Below are 17,817 nucleotides of genomic sequence, written 5' to 3'. Positions count from 1 at the left end.
TAATGACCAATAAGTTTTGGAGTGATTTTTTGGATTACAATAGTAAAGAATATATAAAAATTCTAAATTCATATAAAATGGGTGTTGTTCCTTTCATTCATATTAATCCACTTGAAACCGGCAGAGATAAAGAAATTAACGAACTTAACAAATGTTTAACAAACACTTCTAAAGGTGTAAGTGAAGTTAAAGTTATTTCTGGCAGCTACGGAAGCGGAAAAACATTTCTTTTAAACATGCTAAAAAAAGAAGCATTAAATAAAGATTTTATTGTATCCTATATTCACATAAAAAAAGGATTCAATTTAAATAATTTAAATGATTTCTATTATAATTTAATGCATAATTTATTTGTTAAATCACGAGAAGGCTTAAACACTTCTTTTGATGATTTATTTAATCTTTGGATTAACAATTTACAAAATTCACCTTTTAAAGGTAGTGCTTCAAAAGAAATTTCTTATGTAGTAGGTGAACTTGAAAGATATAATAGCGCTTTTGCTAGAGCTTTTTTAACTTATATAAGAGCAAAAATTCAAAAGAAAACAAAAATATCCAACACTATTATGGAATGGATTACAGGTGAAAAAAATATTCCATACGAATTAAAACAAGAAATAAATCTAGTCGGTCAAATTAATAACTTGAATTCTCTTGATTTTTTAAAAGCATTTATAAAATTAATTGATTTAATGGGTTATAAAGGGTTAGTAATATTAATAGATGAATTTGACTTGCTAATAAATGAAAATATAACTATAAGAAACGCGTCTTATCAAAATTTAAGGTTACTAATTGACCTAATTTCTTCTTCCGAAATTGAAAAGACATTCTTAGCTTTAACCACAACTAACACTTTATTATACGATGAAGAAAAAGGTTTCAAATCATATCCTGCATTATCACAGAGACTTGGTATAAATACGGGTACAGATAATTTTACTTCTTATAGAAGTACCATTATGAAATTAACGCCCTTATCATTTCTTGATTTTAAATTATTAGCAGAAAAAATAGCGGAAGTCTACTCAAGAGTTTACCCTCTTGAAATGAAAACTTCTGCAGAATCTTTAAAAAATTGGGTGCTGCTTACATATCAAAAAGAAGGGTATGATATAAATAACTTATCGATCAGACTTTTTGTAATAAAATATATAGAAATACTTGACGTTGTTTCTGAAAATCCAAATAATCAATTGTATAAGAAAAACCTAGCAATCTCAAAATCAAATGGAAAATACATTTTTAAAAACACATTAATTTCTTAGCTTCTAGTAAAATTTTGTTCCTTGAAGTTTGAAATGCAAGTGGAGGTTTATTATGAAAAAAAATAGAGAAAAAGCAATATCACTTTTATATGAACATGTTGAATCAAACAGCTTGATTAAACATGCATTGGCTGTTGAAGCTAGTATGAGAGGATACGCAAAACATTTTGGAGAAGATGTTGAATATTGGGGAATTGTAGGACTTCTTCACGATTTAGATTATGAAAAATATCCCGATAAACATCCTGAAGAAGGAATTAAAATACTAAAAAAAGAAGGCTATCCCGAAAGTTTAATAAATGCAGTAATGGGCCATGTAGATTCTATGAATACACCTAGGCTTACAAAAATGGCAAGAACTCTTTATGCAGTCGATGAACTTTCAAGCTTTGTTATAGCTTGCGTTTTGGTAAGACCAACCAAATTTGAAGGATTAAAAGTAAAATCTATTAAGAAAAAATTAAAAGATAAAGCTTTTGCTCGTGCTGTTGATAGGGATCAAATACTTATGAGCGCTGAAGAACTTGGAATAGAAATTACCGAACACATACAAATAATTATTAACTCTTTATCTGAAAGAGAAAAAGAACTAGTCAAAATAAATTTAAGTTTAATTTAATAAAGTATTCTATCTTTAAAATAAAAAATATAATCTATAAAAAATATTAATAATTTTCTATAGATTATATTTTTATTTTGGTAAAAAAAATCTTTATCTAATATATTTATCTATAATTTCAATTAATTCTGTGTGAATTATCGGTTTAACAACATATCCATTAAGACCTTTTATTAAGGCTTCTTCATAATTCTTTTTATTTGCATATGCAGAAATTGCAATTATAGGTATAGTATAATTCATCATGTCTTTTCTAATTATATCCGTTGCCTCATATCCATTTAATCTTGGCATTTCAATATCCATAAGTATCATTTTATAATCATGTTTTTCTAATTTTTCAATCACCTCATAACCATCAGATGCAACATCAGACGCTATACCTATTTTTTCAAGTAACTTTTTAAGTACTTTAATACTACACTCATCATCATCTGCAATAAGAATTTTATTCATATTGTAGTAATTTGGTTTGTAAATTTTTACTTCTTTTTCATCAATATCAATTTTTTCATTAACTTTAAATGGTAAATCAAACACAAACTTGCTTCCTACTCCGTAGTAACTCTCTACTCTAATATTCCCTCCCATTAGCGAAACTAATTCTTTGCAAATAGCGAGTCCTAGCCCCGTTCCCTTTCTATCTGAATCAATTTGCTCAAACAAATTAAATATTTTATTTATTTTCTCACTTGGAATACCTATTCCTGAATCTTCAATCGAAAATCTATAAAGTTCATTTTTTTTATTACTTGATATTTTTTTGCATTCAATAGAAATTTTACCCTTATCTGTAAATTTTAATGCATTACTTAATAAATTTGTAAGTATTTGCCTGAACTTACCTACATCTCCAATAAGAGATTTGTCCATTTCTAAATCTAATGAATAGTAGAGTTCTATATTCTTATATTCCGCACTTAATCTAAAATTATTAACTAGCTCTATAAATTCATCTTTAATATTAAAAATTTTATTATTAACTTTTAATTTTCCTACTTCCAATTTAGAATAATCTAAAATATTATTAATTATTGGAAGTAATCTTTTAGTTGATTTATCTATTAGATCAGCATATTCTTTAACTTCAACGCTTAAATTCTCTTCTTTTAATAATTCTGTTGTCAGCATAATACCATTTAAAGGTGTTCTTATTTCATGACTCATTTTAGCAAAAAAATTGCTTTTAAATTGATTGTTTTCAATCAGTTTTTTATGTGCTTTCAAAAGTTTTTTCCTAGATTCTCCAAGTTCAAACATAACTTTATACGTTTTTATTGATGAAATAATAGAGATAAATAAATTTTCATTTAATAAATCGCCATGTTTTATAATACCATTAATATCATATTCTATAATTACATCACTTTCAATTAATTCACTATCTTCGCTTAAACTAATTAATATTTGAGTACAATTATTTTTAATTTTCCTTCTAATATATTTAATGATATCAAGACATAAATTATTTTTTTTATGATATTCAGTTAATTCAATAATAATAACAGCCGGATAATATTTACCTATTTCATCATATATACTTTCATTATTAATATCTCTAACTAAAAAATCTTTGTTTAAATATTTTTTAGTTTCAAGTTTGTCACTGATATTCTTCTTATTTAATTCACTTAATCCGACTAAATAAATCTCCCAATTGTCATTCTTTTTTACTAGATCTTCTTCGATTTCTATCAAAGGGTTCACTCCATTCTATATATTTTATTGCCTACTTAATATATATACACCAAGAAAATACCTAATAATCATTTTATTAAAAAATTATTCATATTTTCATGCTATACTTAGTTAGTTATAAGTATTAATGATTTTTTAATAAAAAGAAATATAAATAGGAGTGATATTATGGAAATGAATATGTTTGTAAAGTACATAAAGCTAGATGAAAACAAAAGAATTCTTGTGGCAATTCAAGATCAATTTATTAGTTATCTAACGGAAGCTGATAATAAAAAGATGTTAAAAGAAGGCGCTGAAAAAATACTAAAAGAAAATTTCATACAACTAGAAATTGGTAAAAATATAATCCGCCTTACTGTTAAAGAAGGAACTGAAGAAGAGTCAATGACACTCGTTAAAGAAGAGTTAGTTAAAGCACTTGAAATGGCTATGGCTTTTATGTCACAAATGAATAAAAAATAAATAATAAGGGAAAGCTTCACCAGCAAATTCAGCTGGGAGGCGCTTTCCCTTATTATTTATTTTTTGCTAGTTTTTTTACTGCATAGTTGAAAGCTTCACCAGCAAAATCGGCTGGAAGGCGCTTTCCGTTATTTTTTATTTTTTGCCAGTTTTTTTAACTGCATAGTTGAAAGCTTCACCAGCAAATTCAGCTGGAAGGAACTTTCCCTTATTATTTATTTTTTGCTAGTTTTTTTACTGTATAGTTGAAAGCTTCACCAGCAAATTCGGCTGGAAGGCGCTTTCCCTTATTTTTTATTTTTTGCTACCTTTAAACGGAAAAAAAGTTATATTAATGACTAGCGCCTCCCGGCTGGTTTTGCCGGTGAAGCGTATCATCTTTGCATTTTTCTCTTAGGTTTTGAACCTAAACGGAAAAAAAGTTATATTAATGATTAGCGCCTCCCGGCTAATTTTGTCGGTGAAGCGTATCATCTTTGCATTTTTCTCTTAGGTTTTGAACCTAAACGGAAAAAAAGTTATATTAATGATTAGCGCCTCCCGGCTGGTTTCGCCGGTGAAGCGTATCATTAATATAACTTTTTTATTTTGAATGTAAGAGCTGTGATATATGTTTATATAACCTGACTTTGGAACATAAATTTGCAACTAATAATGAGTTATTGTTGATATTTCAATATTTCTCATTATTTTTTTGTATTTCTTTCCTCACAACTTGCCGTGAGGAAAGAAATGATGTATAATATATATAAAGGAGAATATGTATGTATATTAGTAAATCTAAATCAAGAAATGGAAAATATTATATTTCTATTGCTAAAGGGATTAGAAATCCTGAAACTAAAAAATCAAAAAAAATAATGATTAAAAGCTATGGTTCACATGACTTAAATTCAAAAGAAGGAAAAAAAGCTTTAGCAAAAGCAGAAGTTGATTTAAAAGAAATGATTAGGTTCGAAAAAGAAGCTAAAGGATTTAAATCATTTAAAGATTTTATAGCTAATCAAAAACTTTCTCTTAATAATAAAAATATTGGCTATTTACCATATCTATCAATCTTTAATGAGTTGAAGTTACCTAGATTTTTTAACAAATTAACTAAAGACTCTAAACTAGAGTATAACTTTAGTGATATGATGTTTTATCAAATATTAGGACGATTATTTAATCCTGCTAGTAAACATGAAGTAGCTAAAAGAAAAGATGATTTTCTTTATGATTTCAGTTTCATAAATAATGACAATATTTACTCAAGTCTAGATGTTTTTTCTGGATTTAATAAACATAAATCAAAAGAATTATCTGAAAAATGTACAGTTATTAATGATATGAATGCTCTTATATCAACTGTAGATGATGAAGTTAAAAAGATACTAGAATCAAATATCAACAATACTTTACAAGAGATTGATGTACTTACAGAATCGTATGATGAGAATTTTAAATTGACTGAAAACAAATTATTTAAGCATCTTAATAAAACTATAGATAAAATTATACCAGAAAGAAATATGTCATTTGCTCTTTATGACTGCACAACTTATTACTTTGAGTCATTTATTGAAGATGAACTTAGAGAACGTGGAATGAGTAAAGACAATAAAAGAAATGAAACACAAGTAGTAATGGGATTATTAATTGATTCTGATGGGATTCCAATCTCATATAAGCTATTTAGAGGAAATGAACATGAACTTCATACAATGGAAAAGGTTATTGATGATGTCCTCCATAATTATAAAATAAAGGATATTGTCATTGTTGCAGATAGAGGCTTAAACTCAAAAAAAAATCTAAAGATGATTAGAGACAAAGGTTTAAATTATATTGTTGGTTCAAAGTCTAGTTCAGTTCCTGATAAAATTAAAAAGACAAAGTTTGATCAAACTTGGAATATTACATCTGGGAAAGATTCTAAATATAGAAGTGGTTATATCACAGCTATTCGAACAGCTTCACATGAAGGTGAAAATTATAAAGAGTTGGTAATCAAGAAATATTCTGATTTATACAAAGAACGTGAAATGATTAAGCAAAAAAAGACAATTGAAAAGGCTCAGAAAAATTTAAAAGACTTCACAAAAAATGCAACTGCCAAATCAAAGAGTAGATATTACAAAGCTACTGAAAATCCTAAAGAAAAAATACTAGTAGAAATAGATGAAGGAAAAATATCAGCAGAACGAGAAAATTTTGGATATTTTTATATAGTTACAAACAAGTTAGCTATGGATCCAGTATCGATTATGAAAGCATACAGGTCACTTTATAAAATTGAGGAATCGTTTAGGATATTAAAAACGAACATAGAAGCAAGACCTGTATATCACTTTAAATCAAGACGTATTAGATCACATTTCCTTGTTTGTTATGTAGCCCTAGTCCTTCAAAGATTATTGGAATACAAATTAAAGAAGGTTGAAATTAAATTATCAACACATGAAATAATAAATGGATTATCAAATTTTAAATTAGCTGAAATAGATTATGGAATAGACAAATTGTATATGATATCAGATAAGTTATTAAAAAGTGATATAAATAAGAATATATTTAAATTTAAAGATAGTATTACATTTAAGGATACAATTTCAAAAATAATTAATAAAATGTAGTGAGTTTTGCACAAAACTTAAAAATGCTATAAACCTTGATTTTCAAGTGATTATAGCATTTTTTTAGTTAAATGATGTTCCAAAGTCAGGCGCCTCCCGGCTGGTTTCGCCGGTGAAGCGTATCATTAATATAACTTTTTTATTTTGAATGTAAGAGCTGTGATATATGTTTATATAATAGTAAAGTTACAAAACTTACAACTATTCCTTTAAATAAATTAAAAGGTACAATAGCATATAATATAAGCGTTTTCATGTCAACTATTGCTCCATTAGCTTTGCTACTCATTCCAATTATAGCATCTAGCGGCATAAAGTTTTGATAGAAAGGTAGTAAAATAAAATAATTTGCTAATCCACCAACTATAGCCATACTTATTGTACCGACCATTAATCCTATTAAAGCGGTTTTCTTACTTTTCTTTACCTTATAAATATATGCTGCTGGTAATACTAATGCTGATCCTACTAAAAAGTTTGCAAGCTCTCCTACTGAACCTGTTGTTGTTCTAAATAAGTGAAGTAAATTCTTAATTAACTCAACGATTACTCCAGCAAGTGGCCCAAATGCAAATCCCCCAATTAATGCAGGCAAATCACTAATATCAATCTTTAAAAATTCTGGAAATAATGGTACTTGCAGTTCTAAAAACATTAAAATAAACGCGATTGCACTTAGCATTGTTATTTTAAGCAAAGTACTTAATGAAAATTTGTTACTCATAATCTTCCTCCTAAAATTTTAGTATTCAGGAATATTAAAAAATAAAAAATCCCTGAAAAAAATTCTCAGGGATTATATGCAAGTTTAACACATAAATATTCTTCTCACATCCAGACTGTACTGTCGGTTTAGGAATTTAACCTAATCAGCCAATTGGCTCGCGGACTATACCGCCGGTCGGGAATTTCACCCTGCCCTGAAGAAATTTTCAATTATATAGATGCTCTCTTTACATGTGTATAATAACATCAAATTAATAATTTGTCAAAACGTAATAGAGTTTAAATTTAGAGAACTTCTTCAACCGTCAAACAAGATCAATAAAAATCAATCTACTTTATAAACGAAATTTTTATTCTTTATTTATTCATTTCTATAAGTCGCCATCATTCTTGCAATTCCACCACCATTTTCAGCATTTGTGATACCGTTGTCCATAAGGAATCTTAATGCATAAGCACTTTTTGCACCAGATGCACAGTAAAGAATAATATGTCTATCTGTTTTTTTCAGTTCAAAAATTTTCTCACCTAATTCATCAAGTGGAATATTGATTGCACCTGGATAAGCCCCATATTCATACTCATACTTAGTTCGCACATCAATAACTAACGGTTCAGTTGTTTCTTCAAGCTTAACTTCTTCTTTCAAATTTTCTACTGTCTCAGCAGTAGCAACTTCTCCGAGTTGCTTGCGCTCTGGATCAATTAAATCTAAAATAAAATTATCTGGTTTAATTGATCTCGAGTAGTTAGAAAGACTCATAAATCCACCACTCACATTCAGTACATTCTCAAATCCATCACCAATTAAAGTACGCAGTGCCTGATGACCTTTCTTACCCGTATTATCATAAACAAGAATCATTTTATTTCTAGGTAAACTTTCAAGTTCTGAAGGAAGAATTTCAAGAGGAATATTTATAGCACCTTCGACATGTGTTTTTTTGAATGAAAAAACATCTCTAACATCAATCCACAGTACTTCTTTATCCATTAAATTGACATCCAACTCACTAATTGTCAATGTAGGAGAAAAACCCGACATTCTATTTTCAGCAACATAAGCAGCCATATTAATTGCATCATTTGCATTACCAAGTGGTGGTGAATATGCAAAATCTATATCAGCTAAATCGGAAACTTTAAGCCCTGCTGCTACAGCAGTTGCCAAAACATCTAGTCTTCTATCGGCCCCATCATAACCAGCAGTCTGGCCACCAAGTACCCTACCAGTTTCCTTATCATAAACTAAAAGTACACTCACCATTTCTGAACCCGGATAATAGGATGTATGATTCTCTTTGTGAATGACAATAGCATCTGCGTCAATACCTTCTTTTCTTGCAGCCTTTAAAGAGATTCCTGTAATACCCGCTACAGATTCAAATACTCTAACGATTGATGTACCAATCGACCCTTTATATTCATGTCTTTTACCAAGTGCATTTTCAGCAGCAATTCGACCTTGTCGATTGGCTGGGCCTGCAAGTGGAATACGCACTTTTTTTCCTAATACGCGGTGTTCCAACTCAACCATGTCACCTGCAGCATAAATATTATCATCGCTTGTTTTTAGTGTTGAATCAACTAATAATCCTCCTGCTTCTCCCATATTAAGTCCAGAATTTTGCGCAAGTTTTAAGGTTGGTCTAACACCGATTGATAACAATACCATATCCGCATCAATTTTTGTGTTATCATTAAGCACTACCCTATTAGTTTCGATTTCAGTAACTGCTTTACTTGTATAAATATCAACACCATATGAAATTAATTCTTCCTGAATAATCCCTGCTATTTCTGCTTCCATAATTCCCATTACATGTGGCATCATTTCAACTACAGAAACTTTCATACCTCGTTTTGAAAGTGCTTCTGTCATTTCAAGACCAATAAATCCTCCACCTACAACAACAGCTGTTTTTGGTTCATTATCCGCTATAAATGAATCAATTTTATCCATATCATCTAATGTCCAAAGTTGAAAAACATGATCTTTTTCAGCACCAGGAATTGGTGGAGCTATAGGTTTTCCACCTTGAGCAAGAATAAGCTTTGTATATTCATGTTGCTTCTTTTCACCAGTTTGCAAATCAACAGTATGTACGACTTGATTCAATCTATCAATTTCTCTCGCTTCTGTATGAAGATAAACCATTGTATTGTACTTCTCTTTAAAACTATCAGGACTTTCTAAAATCAACTTTGAACGACTTTTAATATCTCCGCCAATATAATATGGCAACCCGCAGTTGGCAAATGATATATCTGCACCAGCTTCAAGAATTGTAATTTGAGCATCTGATGAAAGTCTTCTCGCTTTTGCTGCAGCAGTTGCACCGGCTGCAACACCGCCAATAATAATTAATTTTTCCATAAAAACCACCTTATACATCATATTTTTACCCCCGTACCCCAGGGGGTGTAGTTTCATTGTAAGAGCTATTATTTATAATGTCAACTATAAACAAAAATTTAACATTCAATCTAGATTAAAATAGATAAAAAAATGCCCTATAAAGTATACTTTTTTAATTGTATACTCTATAGGGTTCATTTTTCTTATCCTTATCTAGGTCTTTGATTCATCAATTTTAACTTATATCAAAGCTTATACACCATTTTTAAGTGTTACTTTAAATACATTATTGAGCTACTTAATTTTCTCTACTAATTTATATAAACTCTCGTTTTATCTAAAATATTTTTATTAATCCAACTCGCATCATCTACACTTAATCTTATACATCCATTAGATACTCTTTTCCCTAAAGTTGGATCAATAACATTACCGTCCTTATCCATTGTTACTGAATGAAATAAATACGGGCCATAAAATCTAGTCCAATATTTTGCTCCACTTTTAAACCTTTCACTATAAAACGAATCTCCTCTTCCTCCTATTTCATATAGTCCTCTTACAGTTGGAGAAATATTTAATCCCGTTCCTGAAGTAAACGTTTTTATTAACTTCCAAGACTCATTATTTCTATCAAAAATATATGTTTTTTGCCTATCAATGTTTACCCAAATAAAATTATTTGTTTTAGAACTGTATTTTTTACTATTAATAAAGTTTTCTATTTCCTCTGTTGAAAGCTCATTTTCATTTGTTTTAGGGTCATTTGGAATTTCAAGTTTATCTTTATACACCCATCCAACAAATCCGTCGGATTCCCTTTTTAATTTATACCAAGTAGTTCCTCTGTCTTTTATTATCTCAACTTTATCATTTTCATTAAATTCTCCGATAGTTTTTTTCTTATCTGAGTAACCATCATATGCTATCGCCGAAGAATTTACTCTAGCAAAAACAGGAGAATCTATTATTTCGTTAGAATTTACATTTGTTTTTTCTACTTCAATTGTACTTGTATCAGAATCATTTGAATTTGCTTGAGCACTCGTATCACCGGCAGCAGTATTTTCTTCTGTATCAACAGTTTTACTTGAAACATTATCTCCATCCGAATTAACCTCAGTGCTTTCTATTTCATCAGATGTGTTATTAACACTTTCATTAGTAATAGTTGATACGTTTTTTTCAGGTGCTAAAAACAATTTATTTTTTAGTTTGTAAAATCCAAATCCTACTAGTGATACTACTAAAACACTTATAAGTAACATCTTAATAATTCCATTTTTCTTTCTTCTTCTATAATTCAATTTTTTCTCCTCTTTTAGTCAACTATTCCTTTAATTAATCACTCTCAATCTGTCCAGTCTTTCAATTTCAAAACTTGCATTTGCTTCATTAAAATATCTAATTGCTTCTTTTTCTAATTCATTTAAATTAGCATCCAATTCTTTAATGCATTTATTACAAATTAATTCATCTCTTTCCATTACAATAAACTCTATATATTTCACAAGTCCAATGTCATATGGATTACCAAGCTGAACCGAAAGATTTATAGCAATTTTTAAATTTTCAAATGAAGCTTCTACATTTTTATTTTTTACTAGCTCAATGTAAGAAAGAAATGCTACAGCAATAGACTTATGCCAAAGTGTACCATTTTCGTCAAAATATTCAGTTGCATTGACAAAATACTTATATGCATTTTCTATATTATTAGTTTCCATAGATACTTGCCCTAAATTCGTGTAAAATATCTCAAGACCTCTTCTTACATTTGAATCAACACATATATTAATAGCCATCTGGTAGTTGGTATCTGCACCAATATATTGACCTTCCCTTCTATTAATTTCACCAATATAATTATAACATGCAGCTATATTTAAAACATATTTACTAATATTTAAAATATCTTCTCTAAAAATCTTAATTGCTTTTTCAAAACTAATAAGTGATTCTTTAAAATTACCATTCATTAAATAATATAATCCTAATAATCTAGTAAGTACACCTTTTTCATATTTAATACTGCATTTTTTTTCAAGTTTCATAGCACTTTCTAAATAAATACGCATCATATTAATATCATGCCTTTGAATAGTCATAAATATCAATTGTTTATAACCCTTAATAGCATTCTCATTTTGCTCTAGTGAATTCGAAATCAATATTTGTCTTTTAATATATTTTTTGCCTTCTTCATATTCACCATTTCTTATAAAATACCTTCCCTTGATATATAAATATTTTGCATTTTCTAAATTAATCAATTCGTCACTATATATTTTTTCTATTTCTTTAAACAAACCATCTATTTCTTTAAATTCAGTTTTCACCGATTCTCTATCTAATATTCTCAATTTTTTTACTACAGATTTTTCTTTTTTTATTTTAGGATATAATTCATGAACATAATCTAAATAATATGCTACATAATCAAGTTTGTATTTAAGCATTTTAAGTTTTTCATTTGAACATTTATAATGAAAAATTAAATCAGAAAGCGTATCAATATCATTTCTTAAATTACTATTTAAATAGTCTTTTTCAATTATATCGCCAATTTTTCTATGAATTATTTTCTTAAATGAAAAGTTTAAAGTATCATATATATATTCTTTAAGTTTTGAATGAGTAAATATAAAAGAAACTATATCCGTTCCAATATCTTTAATTAAATAATTGTTTCTAAGTTCCTGAGTAATTTCTAAAAGTTCAAGCTCAGATTTATTACTTATTTCTATTAATCTATCAAACCTAACATCTCTTGAAAATACAGACATAATATTTATTATTTGCCTTGCATTTTTTGACAATTCACTAAATCTTCCTTCAAGTACACTAGCTATTTTTTCATTAATTAATTTAAAATTTGATTTTTCATTTGCCATTTTTAGATACTCAGATATAAAAAGTGGATTTCCTTCTGATTCTAAATATATTTTTTCTTTTACTTTCTTTTCAATACTTTTTACCTTTTTAAATTTATCAATAAAAAGCATAGTTTCTTCCATAGAAAAACCTTTTAATTCAACACTTTTAAGGATATTTTCATCATAAAATAAATTTTTTATTTTATGTAGATCACTATTATCATTTCTTAAAGTTAAAACTAACATAACTTTATCTTTTAAATCATGTACTAACCTTATTAATAACGATAAACTCTGATTATCCATCCACTGAATATCTTCAAAAAATATTATTATTTTTTTCTCACTGGTTATTTTTATTAGGATATTTTTTAATACTTCTTCTATAGTATTGTTAAAAATACGTGCATTAAATTCTTCTTTCTTAGGCACAAATACGTTTTCTTCCTTATCATTTTTTCTATTTTGCAAACTAAAACTTGGAAAAATTCTTCTTAAAGGGTTAATTAAAGAAGCTTCAATAAAAACATTATTTTTTAACGTATATTTTGAAATACCTTCTACAACATTACTCCAAGCCTTTAAATAAAAATCTTTATCAACTTTATAACATTCTGATTTCAAGCAAAGTACTTCCATAGAAGTCAATTCATTTAGAATACTATTAAATAACGATGTTTTTCCTATACCTGCCTCGCCGCTAATTAATATATTTTTATACTCATTATGTGATAAAAACATATTAATTTGATTTAAAATAACATTTTTTTCTCTTTTTCTTCCAATTATAGTATTCTCTTTTTTTTCTTCATTCAAAAATTTTTTTCTATTTAATATTATCTTTTGAACAAATTTTACTATAGTCTCATCTGGTTCAACGCCAAGCTCTTCATTTAAAACATCTGTCAAATTATGAAAACATTTTATTGCTTGATGATACTTACCATCATCACTATACACTTTTATTAAATTTGAATACGCAACTTCATCCAATTTATCAAGTTTAAGTATTCTTTCATAAATTTCTATCTTTTCTTCAATATTTGGAATTTTAAGCGCATATGCTTTTAATTTACAGATCCTTTCTCTTTTACAATTTTCTCTTATCTCATAAAGCCAGTCTTCAAAATACATACTTTTTTTTATATAAAATCCTTTAAGAAATTCTTCATCAGAAATTTCTAAAATGTTATTGTTGCTAAAAAAGAGTTGATTGTAATCTGAATTAATTTTAATTTGTTCATCAATACATAAGGTATTCTTTTGTGGGGATAAAATAATACTACTATTTAACTCTTTTTTTATTCTATAAATAGCATTTCTAAGATTTTTTCTTGCAATATCTTCACTGATGTCACCCCAAAATAAATTAATAAGTTCATCTCTTGTTACTGTTTTATTTATTAATAGGTAGTAAAAAATACCCTCAGCTTTTTTAAAGGGAAAAACAATTTTTTTATTATTATATTTAATTTCTGGTATTCCGAACAATTTGATTTCAAACATTTTTTCACCACGCTTGATATTTAATAATATATTGTGTGTATTAATCTTTTAAGCTACACATAACAACTTAATTATAATATAAAATTACAGAGTTATACAGAATTATTTATTCCAATCTTTAGTATTTTAAACTTCAGAAAAATATAAATGAATTTCTTGGATTCAGAGGGAGTTTTTACTCCCACTGAGTCTTAGAAAACATAATCCAGGGCCCTTTTAGAGTACTAATACCCTCACTTTTTAAAGAAGTGGGGGTATTAGAAGTCTAAGGCATCGGATAAATTCCATTTTAACTCAAAAACTCATCTGTTCTTATATTAAATAAATAAACAAAAAAGGCAGATATCTAAGATACCTACCTTTAAAACTTTTATAGTTACTATTTACTTTTTAAAGCTTTTTCCACTAATTCATCAACTAATCCTTTTTTTGTTATATAAGGCATTGTTATATGATCCGATCCTTTATACATTTCATTGTACTCTGCAACAGTCGAAATTGAATTTTCATTTCTAGCCCACGCTCTTCTAGATACACCTACCATTACGTCCCATGGGATACTTCTTCTAATTATATTATCAACTCTAGTACTTCCATCAAGCACTAATCCAAATCCACCATTAATCGCTTTACTTGTACCAACTCCACCACCATTATGAAGTGCTATCATAGACATTCCTCTAGCTGCATTACCAGCAAAACACTGAACTGCCATTTCAGACATAATATTTGATCCATCTTTGATATTAGAAGTTTCTCTAAACGGTGAATCTGTTCCACCAGTATCATGGTGATCACGACCAAGCATAATAGGTCCAACTTCACCTTTTCTAACCATTTCATTAAATTTAAGTGCAATATTCATTCTACCAAGCGCATCTTGATATAAAATTCTAGCCTGAGTTCCAACAACCAACTTGTTTTTCTCAGCATCTCTAACCCAAATATAATTATCTCTATCTTGTCCTCTTCTATTTGGATCAATACAGCTCATTGCAGCATGATCAGTTTTTCTAAGATCTTCAGGTTTTCCGCTTAAACACACCCATCTAAATGGTCCATATCCATAGTCAAATAACATAGGTCCCATAATATCTTCAACATATGATGGCCAAATAAATCCATCCATTTCATTCTCACCATTTTTGCAAATTTCACTAACACCAGTATCATATATCGCTTTCATAAAAGCATTACCATAATCAAAGAAATATGATCCTCTTTCAGATAATATTTTTACTAATTCATAATGTTTTTGAAGAGTTTTATCAACTAATTTTACAAATGTTTCTTTATCTTCTGCAAGCATTGTAGTTCTTTCTTCAAATGTTAAACCTTGTGGACAATAACCTCCATCATAAGGAACATGACAACTTGTTTGATCACTAAGTAAATGAATAGTGATATTATTGTCTACTGCATATTGCAGTAAATCAACTGCATTGCCAAGAAAACCAATTGCTCTACCTTCTTTTTTATCCATATATTTTTGGGCTTCTTTAAAGACTTCTTCTGCTGAAGATGAATAACTATCAATCCATCCTTGTTCATGTCTTGTGATTACTCTTGACTCATCAACTTCAGAAATAATACCAACACAACCAGCTATTTTAGCTGCTTTACCTTGCGCTCCACTCATACCACCAAGTCCAGAAGTTACAAATAAATATCCACCAAGATCTTCATCATTTTTTATACCATATTTTAATCTACCAGCATTCATAACTGTATTAAATGTTCCATGAACAATTCCTTGTGGTCCAATATACATCCATCCACCAGCAGTCATTTGACCGTAATTTGCAACTCCAATTGCAGCAGCTTTATTGAACGTTTCAGGATTATCATACATACCAATCATAAGACCATTAGTTATAATTACTCTTGGAGCTTCTGGAGTAGATCTGAATAATCCTAAAGGATGTCCTGACATAACAACCAATGTTTGATCTTGATCCATAATTTCCAAATATTTTTTAATTAATCTATACTGCATCCAGTTTTGGCATACTCTACCTGTTTCACCGTAAGTAACTAATTCATAAGGATAAAGAGCAATATTAAAATCAAGATTATTATCAATCATAACTTGAACGCCTTTTGCTTCAGTACAATTACCTTTATACTCAGTAAATGGTTTTCCAGAAAGTGCACCTTCTGGTCTAAATCTATATCCATAAATACGTCCATGAGTTAATAACTCGTCTAAAAATTCTGGAGCTAAAACATCATGCATTTCCTCAGGAACATATCTTAAAGCATTTTTAAGTGCTAATTTTGTTTGATCTTTTGTCAAAGTGAATTCTCTCTTAGGGGCTCTTCTATACTTTGGATCAAATTTAGGATATTCAGGTAAAACTGTATCTAGCTTAATATCCATTGCGTCGTAAATTTCGTTATTTGTTAACATCGTCGCACCTCTTTCATTAGTATTTTCACGTTAATATATTTTCTGATTATTAGAATATATCAGAAAACTTTCATTATGATAATTATAAAGAACACCCGTCTAAAAACTGTCTAATTTTTTTTAGCTTTAGATATTATGATATAATTCAAGAAGAGCAAAACTGATATAAATGAATTTCTTGGATTCAGAGGGAGTTTTTACTCCCTCTGAATCTTAGAAAACATAATCCAGGGCCTTTTTAGAGTTCTTTATCCCCCACTTTTTTTTAGAAAGTGGGGGTATTAGAACTCTAAGGCATCGGATAAATTTAATTGTTTTAATTATTTTCAAAAAATATGGAACTTTTTTTTAATTTACTCGTCTTACCTATAGCGAACAAAATTATCAAAACTTAATTTGAAATATATTATATTTAACTTAAAAAGGAGAAACATTTATGAAAAAGTTACTAATAACACTTCTTATAGGATTACTTATTGTAAACTTAGTAGGATGTACTAAAAAAGAAGTCACTGTACCGCTTAACACAGATAATGTGAATAAGGAATCTACTAAAAATGTAGTTGAATCTAAAGTAGAAACAAGTAAAGACGTTCAAAATGAAGAGCAAAAAAATAATGTTTCATACAACTTATTAGATACTGTCTTTGAAAATACAGACAAAAATATTATCATACATTATCCAAAAATGACAGGATTTAAAGGTGAATTATTACAAGATTATATAAATCAAAGCCTATCTAATATTACTAATATTTACGGCAATTCAGAATATTATACAGATTTAAAAATCGCCTATGAAGTTACAAAACAAGACAATGATATTTTAAGCGTAGTTTTTAGAGGAAAGGGAAAATTTCAAAAACAAAAGGAATTTAATATACTAAAATCTGTTAATATTGATATGAAAAATTCTACTAATGAAATAAACTATGATAATTTAATAAAAGACGATAAACAGATGCGTCAAATTTTATCTAAGAAAATTTCTGAAAAAGATTCTTCAGATTATTTTGAAGCAGAAAAAATAAATATATATTATAAAAATAATCAAATTGTATTTTTCTATATGCCACTCGATGATTCGGCAATAGATTTTATTGAAATTCCTGTTGAAAGTAAAGAAATTAAAGGGATATTAAATGATAATTTTGGAGAGAAACCTGCAAGTTAAATGCTATAATTTTAAAAATGATAGTACAGTAAAAAGGAACCTTTTCATTTATTTTCAGTAAATGAAAAGGTTCCTCTGCATCTTTTATTTTGATTTCTATG

11 protein-coding genes and 1 riboswitch are annotated in these 17,817 nt (G+C 28.2%); of the genes, 5 read left to right on the top strand and 6 right to left on the bottom strand.

What is annotated here, in order from left to right; translation table 11 throughout:
• Positions 1–29 precede the first annotated feature (29 nt).
• Both AACH12_RS01805 and AACH12_RS01800 read left to right on the top strand, forming a co-directional pair.
• Positions 30–1,268 (top strand): BREX system ATP-binding domain-containing protein, encoded by a 1,239-nt coding sequence (locus AACH12_RS01805; RefSeq protein WP_338536376.1) that lies wholly within the window; start codon positions 30–32, stop codon positions 1,266–1,268.
• Positions 1,269–1,320: 52 nt separating this feature from the next.
• Positions 1,321–1,887 carry an HD domain-containing protein gene (locus AACH12_RS01800; protein WP_338536375.1) on the top strand — a complete coding sequence of 189 codons (567 nt, stop codon included), beginning with the start codon at positions 1,321–1,323 and terminating at the stop codon, positions 1,885–1,887.
• Between the two features lie 93 nt (positions 1,888–1,980).
• Here the strand turns inward: AACH12_RS01800 and AACH12_RS01795 are convergent, their stop codons facing one another.
• Positions 1,981–3,585 carry an ATP-binding protein gene (locus AACH12_RS01795; RefSeq protein ID WP_338536374.1) on the bottom strand — a complete coding sequence of 535 codons (1,605 nt, stop codon included), beginning with the start codon at positions 3,583–3,585 and terminating at the stop codon, positions 1,981–1,983.
• Positions 3,586–3,753: 168 nt separating this feature from the next.
• On the opposite strand from AACH12_RS01795, the gene AACH12_RS01790 reads away from it, so the two are divergent.
• Together AACH12_RS01790 and AACH12_RS01785 are read left to right on the top strand one after the other, a co-directional pair.
• Positions 3,754–4,050: a hypothetical protein gene (locus AACH12_RS01790; RefSeq protein ID WP_338536373.1), complete on the top strand. Its 297-nt coding sequence runs from the start codon at positions 3,754–3,756 to the stop codon at positions 4,048–4,050.
• A 764-nt stretch (positions 4,051–4,814) separates the two neighbouring features.
• Positions 4,815–6,665, top strand: coding sequence for an IS1634 family transposase (locus tag AACH12_RS01785; protein WP_338535970.1), 1,851 nt, complete (start codon positions 4,815–4,817; stop codon positions 6,663–6,665).
• Positions 6,666–6,804: 139 nt separating this feature from the next.
• On the opposite strand, the gene AACH12_RS01780 is transcribed toward AACH12_RS01785, so the two are convergent.
• The 5 genes from AACH12_RS01780 to AACH12_RS01760 all read right to left on the bottom strand — a co-directional run bounded on the left by AACH12_RS01780 (position 6,805) and on the right by AACH12_RS01760 (position 16,542).
• Entirely contained in the window at positions 6,805–7,389 is a 585-nt protein-coding gene (locus AACH12_RS01780) for an ECF transporter S component (RefSeq protein WP_338536372.1), read from the bottom strand.
• A 94-nt stretch (positions 7,390–7,483) separates the two neighbouring features.
• A riboswitch (FMN riboswitch) is annotated at positions 7,484–7,597 on the bottom strand.
• 155 nt (positions 7,598–7,752) lie between these two features.
• Positions 7,753–9,768 carry an FAD-dependent oxidoreductase gene (locus AACH12_RS01775; protein ID WP_338536371.1) on the bottom strand — a complete coding sequence of 672 codons (2,016 nt, stop codon included), beginning with the start codon at positions 9,766–9,768 and terminating at the stop codon, positions 7,753–7,755.
• Positions 9,769–10,061: 293 nt separating this feature from the next.
• Entirely contained in the window at positions 10,062–11,057 is a 996-nt protein-coding gene (locus AACH12_RS01770) for a L,D-transpeptidase family protein (RefSeq protein ID WP_338536370.1), read from the bottom strand.
• Between the two features lie 30 nt (positions 11,058–11,087).
• A complete protein-coding gene (locus AACH12_RS01765; RefSeq protein WP_338536369.1) occupies positions 11,088–14,132 on the bottom strand; it encodes an AAA family ATPase in 3,045 nt (1,014 codons plus the stop codon).
• Positions 14,133–14,511: 379 nt separating this feature from the next.
• Positions 14,512–16,542 carry a urocanate hydratase gene (locus AACH12_RS01760; protein WP_338536368.1) on the bottom strand — a complete coding sequence of 677 codons (2,031 nt, stop codon included), beginning with the start codon at positions 16,540–16,542 and terminating at the stop codon, positions 14,512–14,514.
• Between the two features lie 436 nt (positions 16,543–16,978).
• On the opposite strand from AACH12_RS01760, the gene AACH12_RS01755 reads away from it, so the two are divergent.
• Positions 16,979–17,716, top strand: coding sequence for a hypothetical protein (locus AACH12_RS01755; RefSeq protein ID WP_338536367.1), 738 nt, complete (start codon positions 16,979–16,981; stop codon positions 17,714–17,716).
• Positions 17,717–17,817: the final 101 nt, after the last annotated feature.

It is taken from the genome of Helicovermis profundi (assembly GCF_033097505.1).
In the GTDB taxonomy this organism is placed as follows: domain Bacteria; phylum Bacillota; class Clostridia; order Peptostreptococcales; family Acidaminobacteraceae; genus Helicovermis; species Helicovermis profundi.
This window is presented reverse-complemented; position numbering and strand designations above follow the sequence as displayed.

Coding starts and splice junctions, on each gene's coding strand:
- AACH12_RS01800 (WP_338536375.1), top strand. CDS start 1,321: ATGAAAAAAAATAGAGAAAAAGCAATATCACTTTTATATGAACATGTT.
- AACH12_RS01790 (WP_338536373.1), top strand. CDS start 3,754: ATGGAAATGAATATGTTTGTAAAGTACATAAAGCTAGATGAAAACAAA.
- AACH12_RS01785 (WP_338535970.1), top strand. CDS start 4,815: ATGTATATTAGTAAATCTAAATCAAGAAATGGAAAATATTATATTTCT.
- AACH12_RS01780 (WP_338536372.1), bottom strand. CDS start 7,389: ATGAGTAACAAATTTTCATTAAGTACTTTGCTTAAAATAACAATGCTA.
- AACH12_RS01775 (WP_338536371.1), bottom strand. CDS start 9,768: ATGGAAAAATTAATTATTATTGGCGGTGTTGCAGCCGGTGCAACTGCT.
- AACH12_RS01765 (WP_338536369.1), bottom strand. CDS start 14,132: ATGTTTGAAATCAAATTGTTCGGAATACCAGAAATTAAATATAATAAT.
- AACH12_RS01760 (WP_338536368.1), bottom strand. CDS start 16,542: ATGTTAACAAATAACGAAATTTACGACGCAATGGATATTAAGCTAGAT.
- AACH12_RS01755 (WP_338536367.1), top strand. CDS start 16,979: ATGAAAAAGTTACTAATAACACTTCTTATAGGATTACTTATTGTAAAC.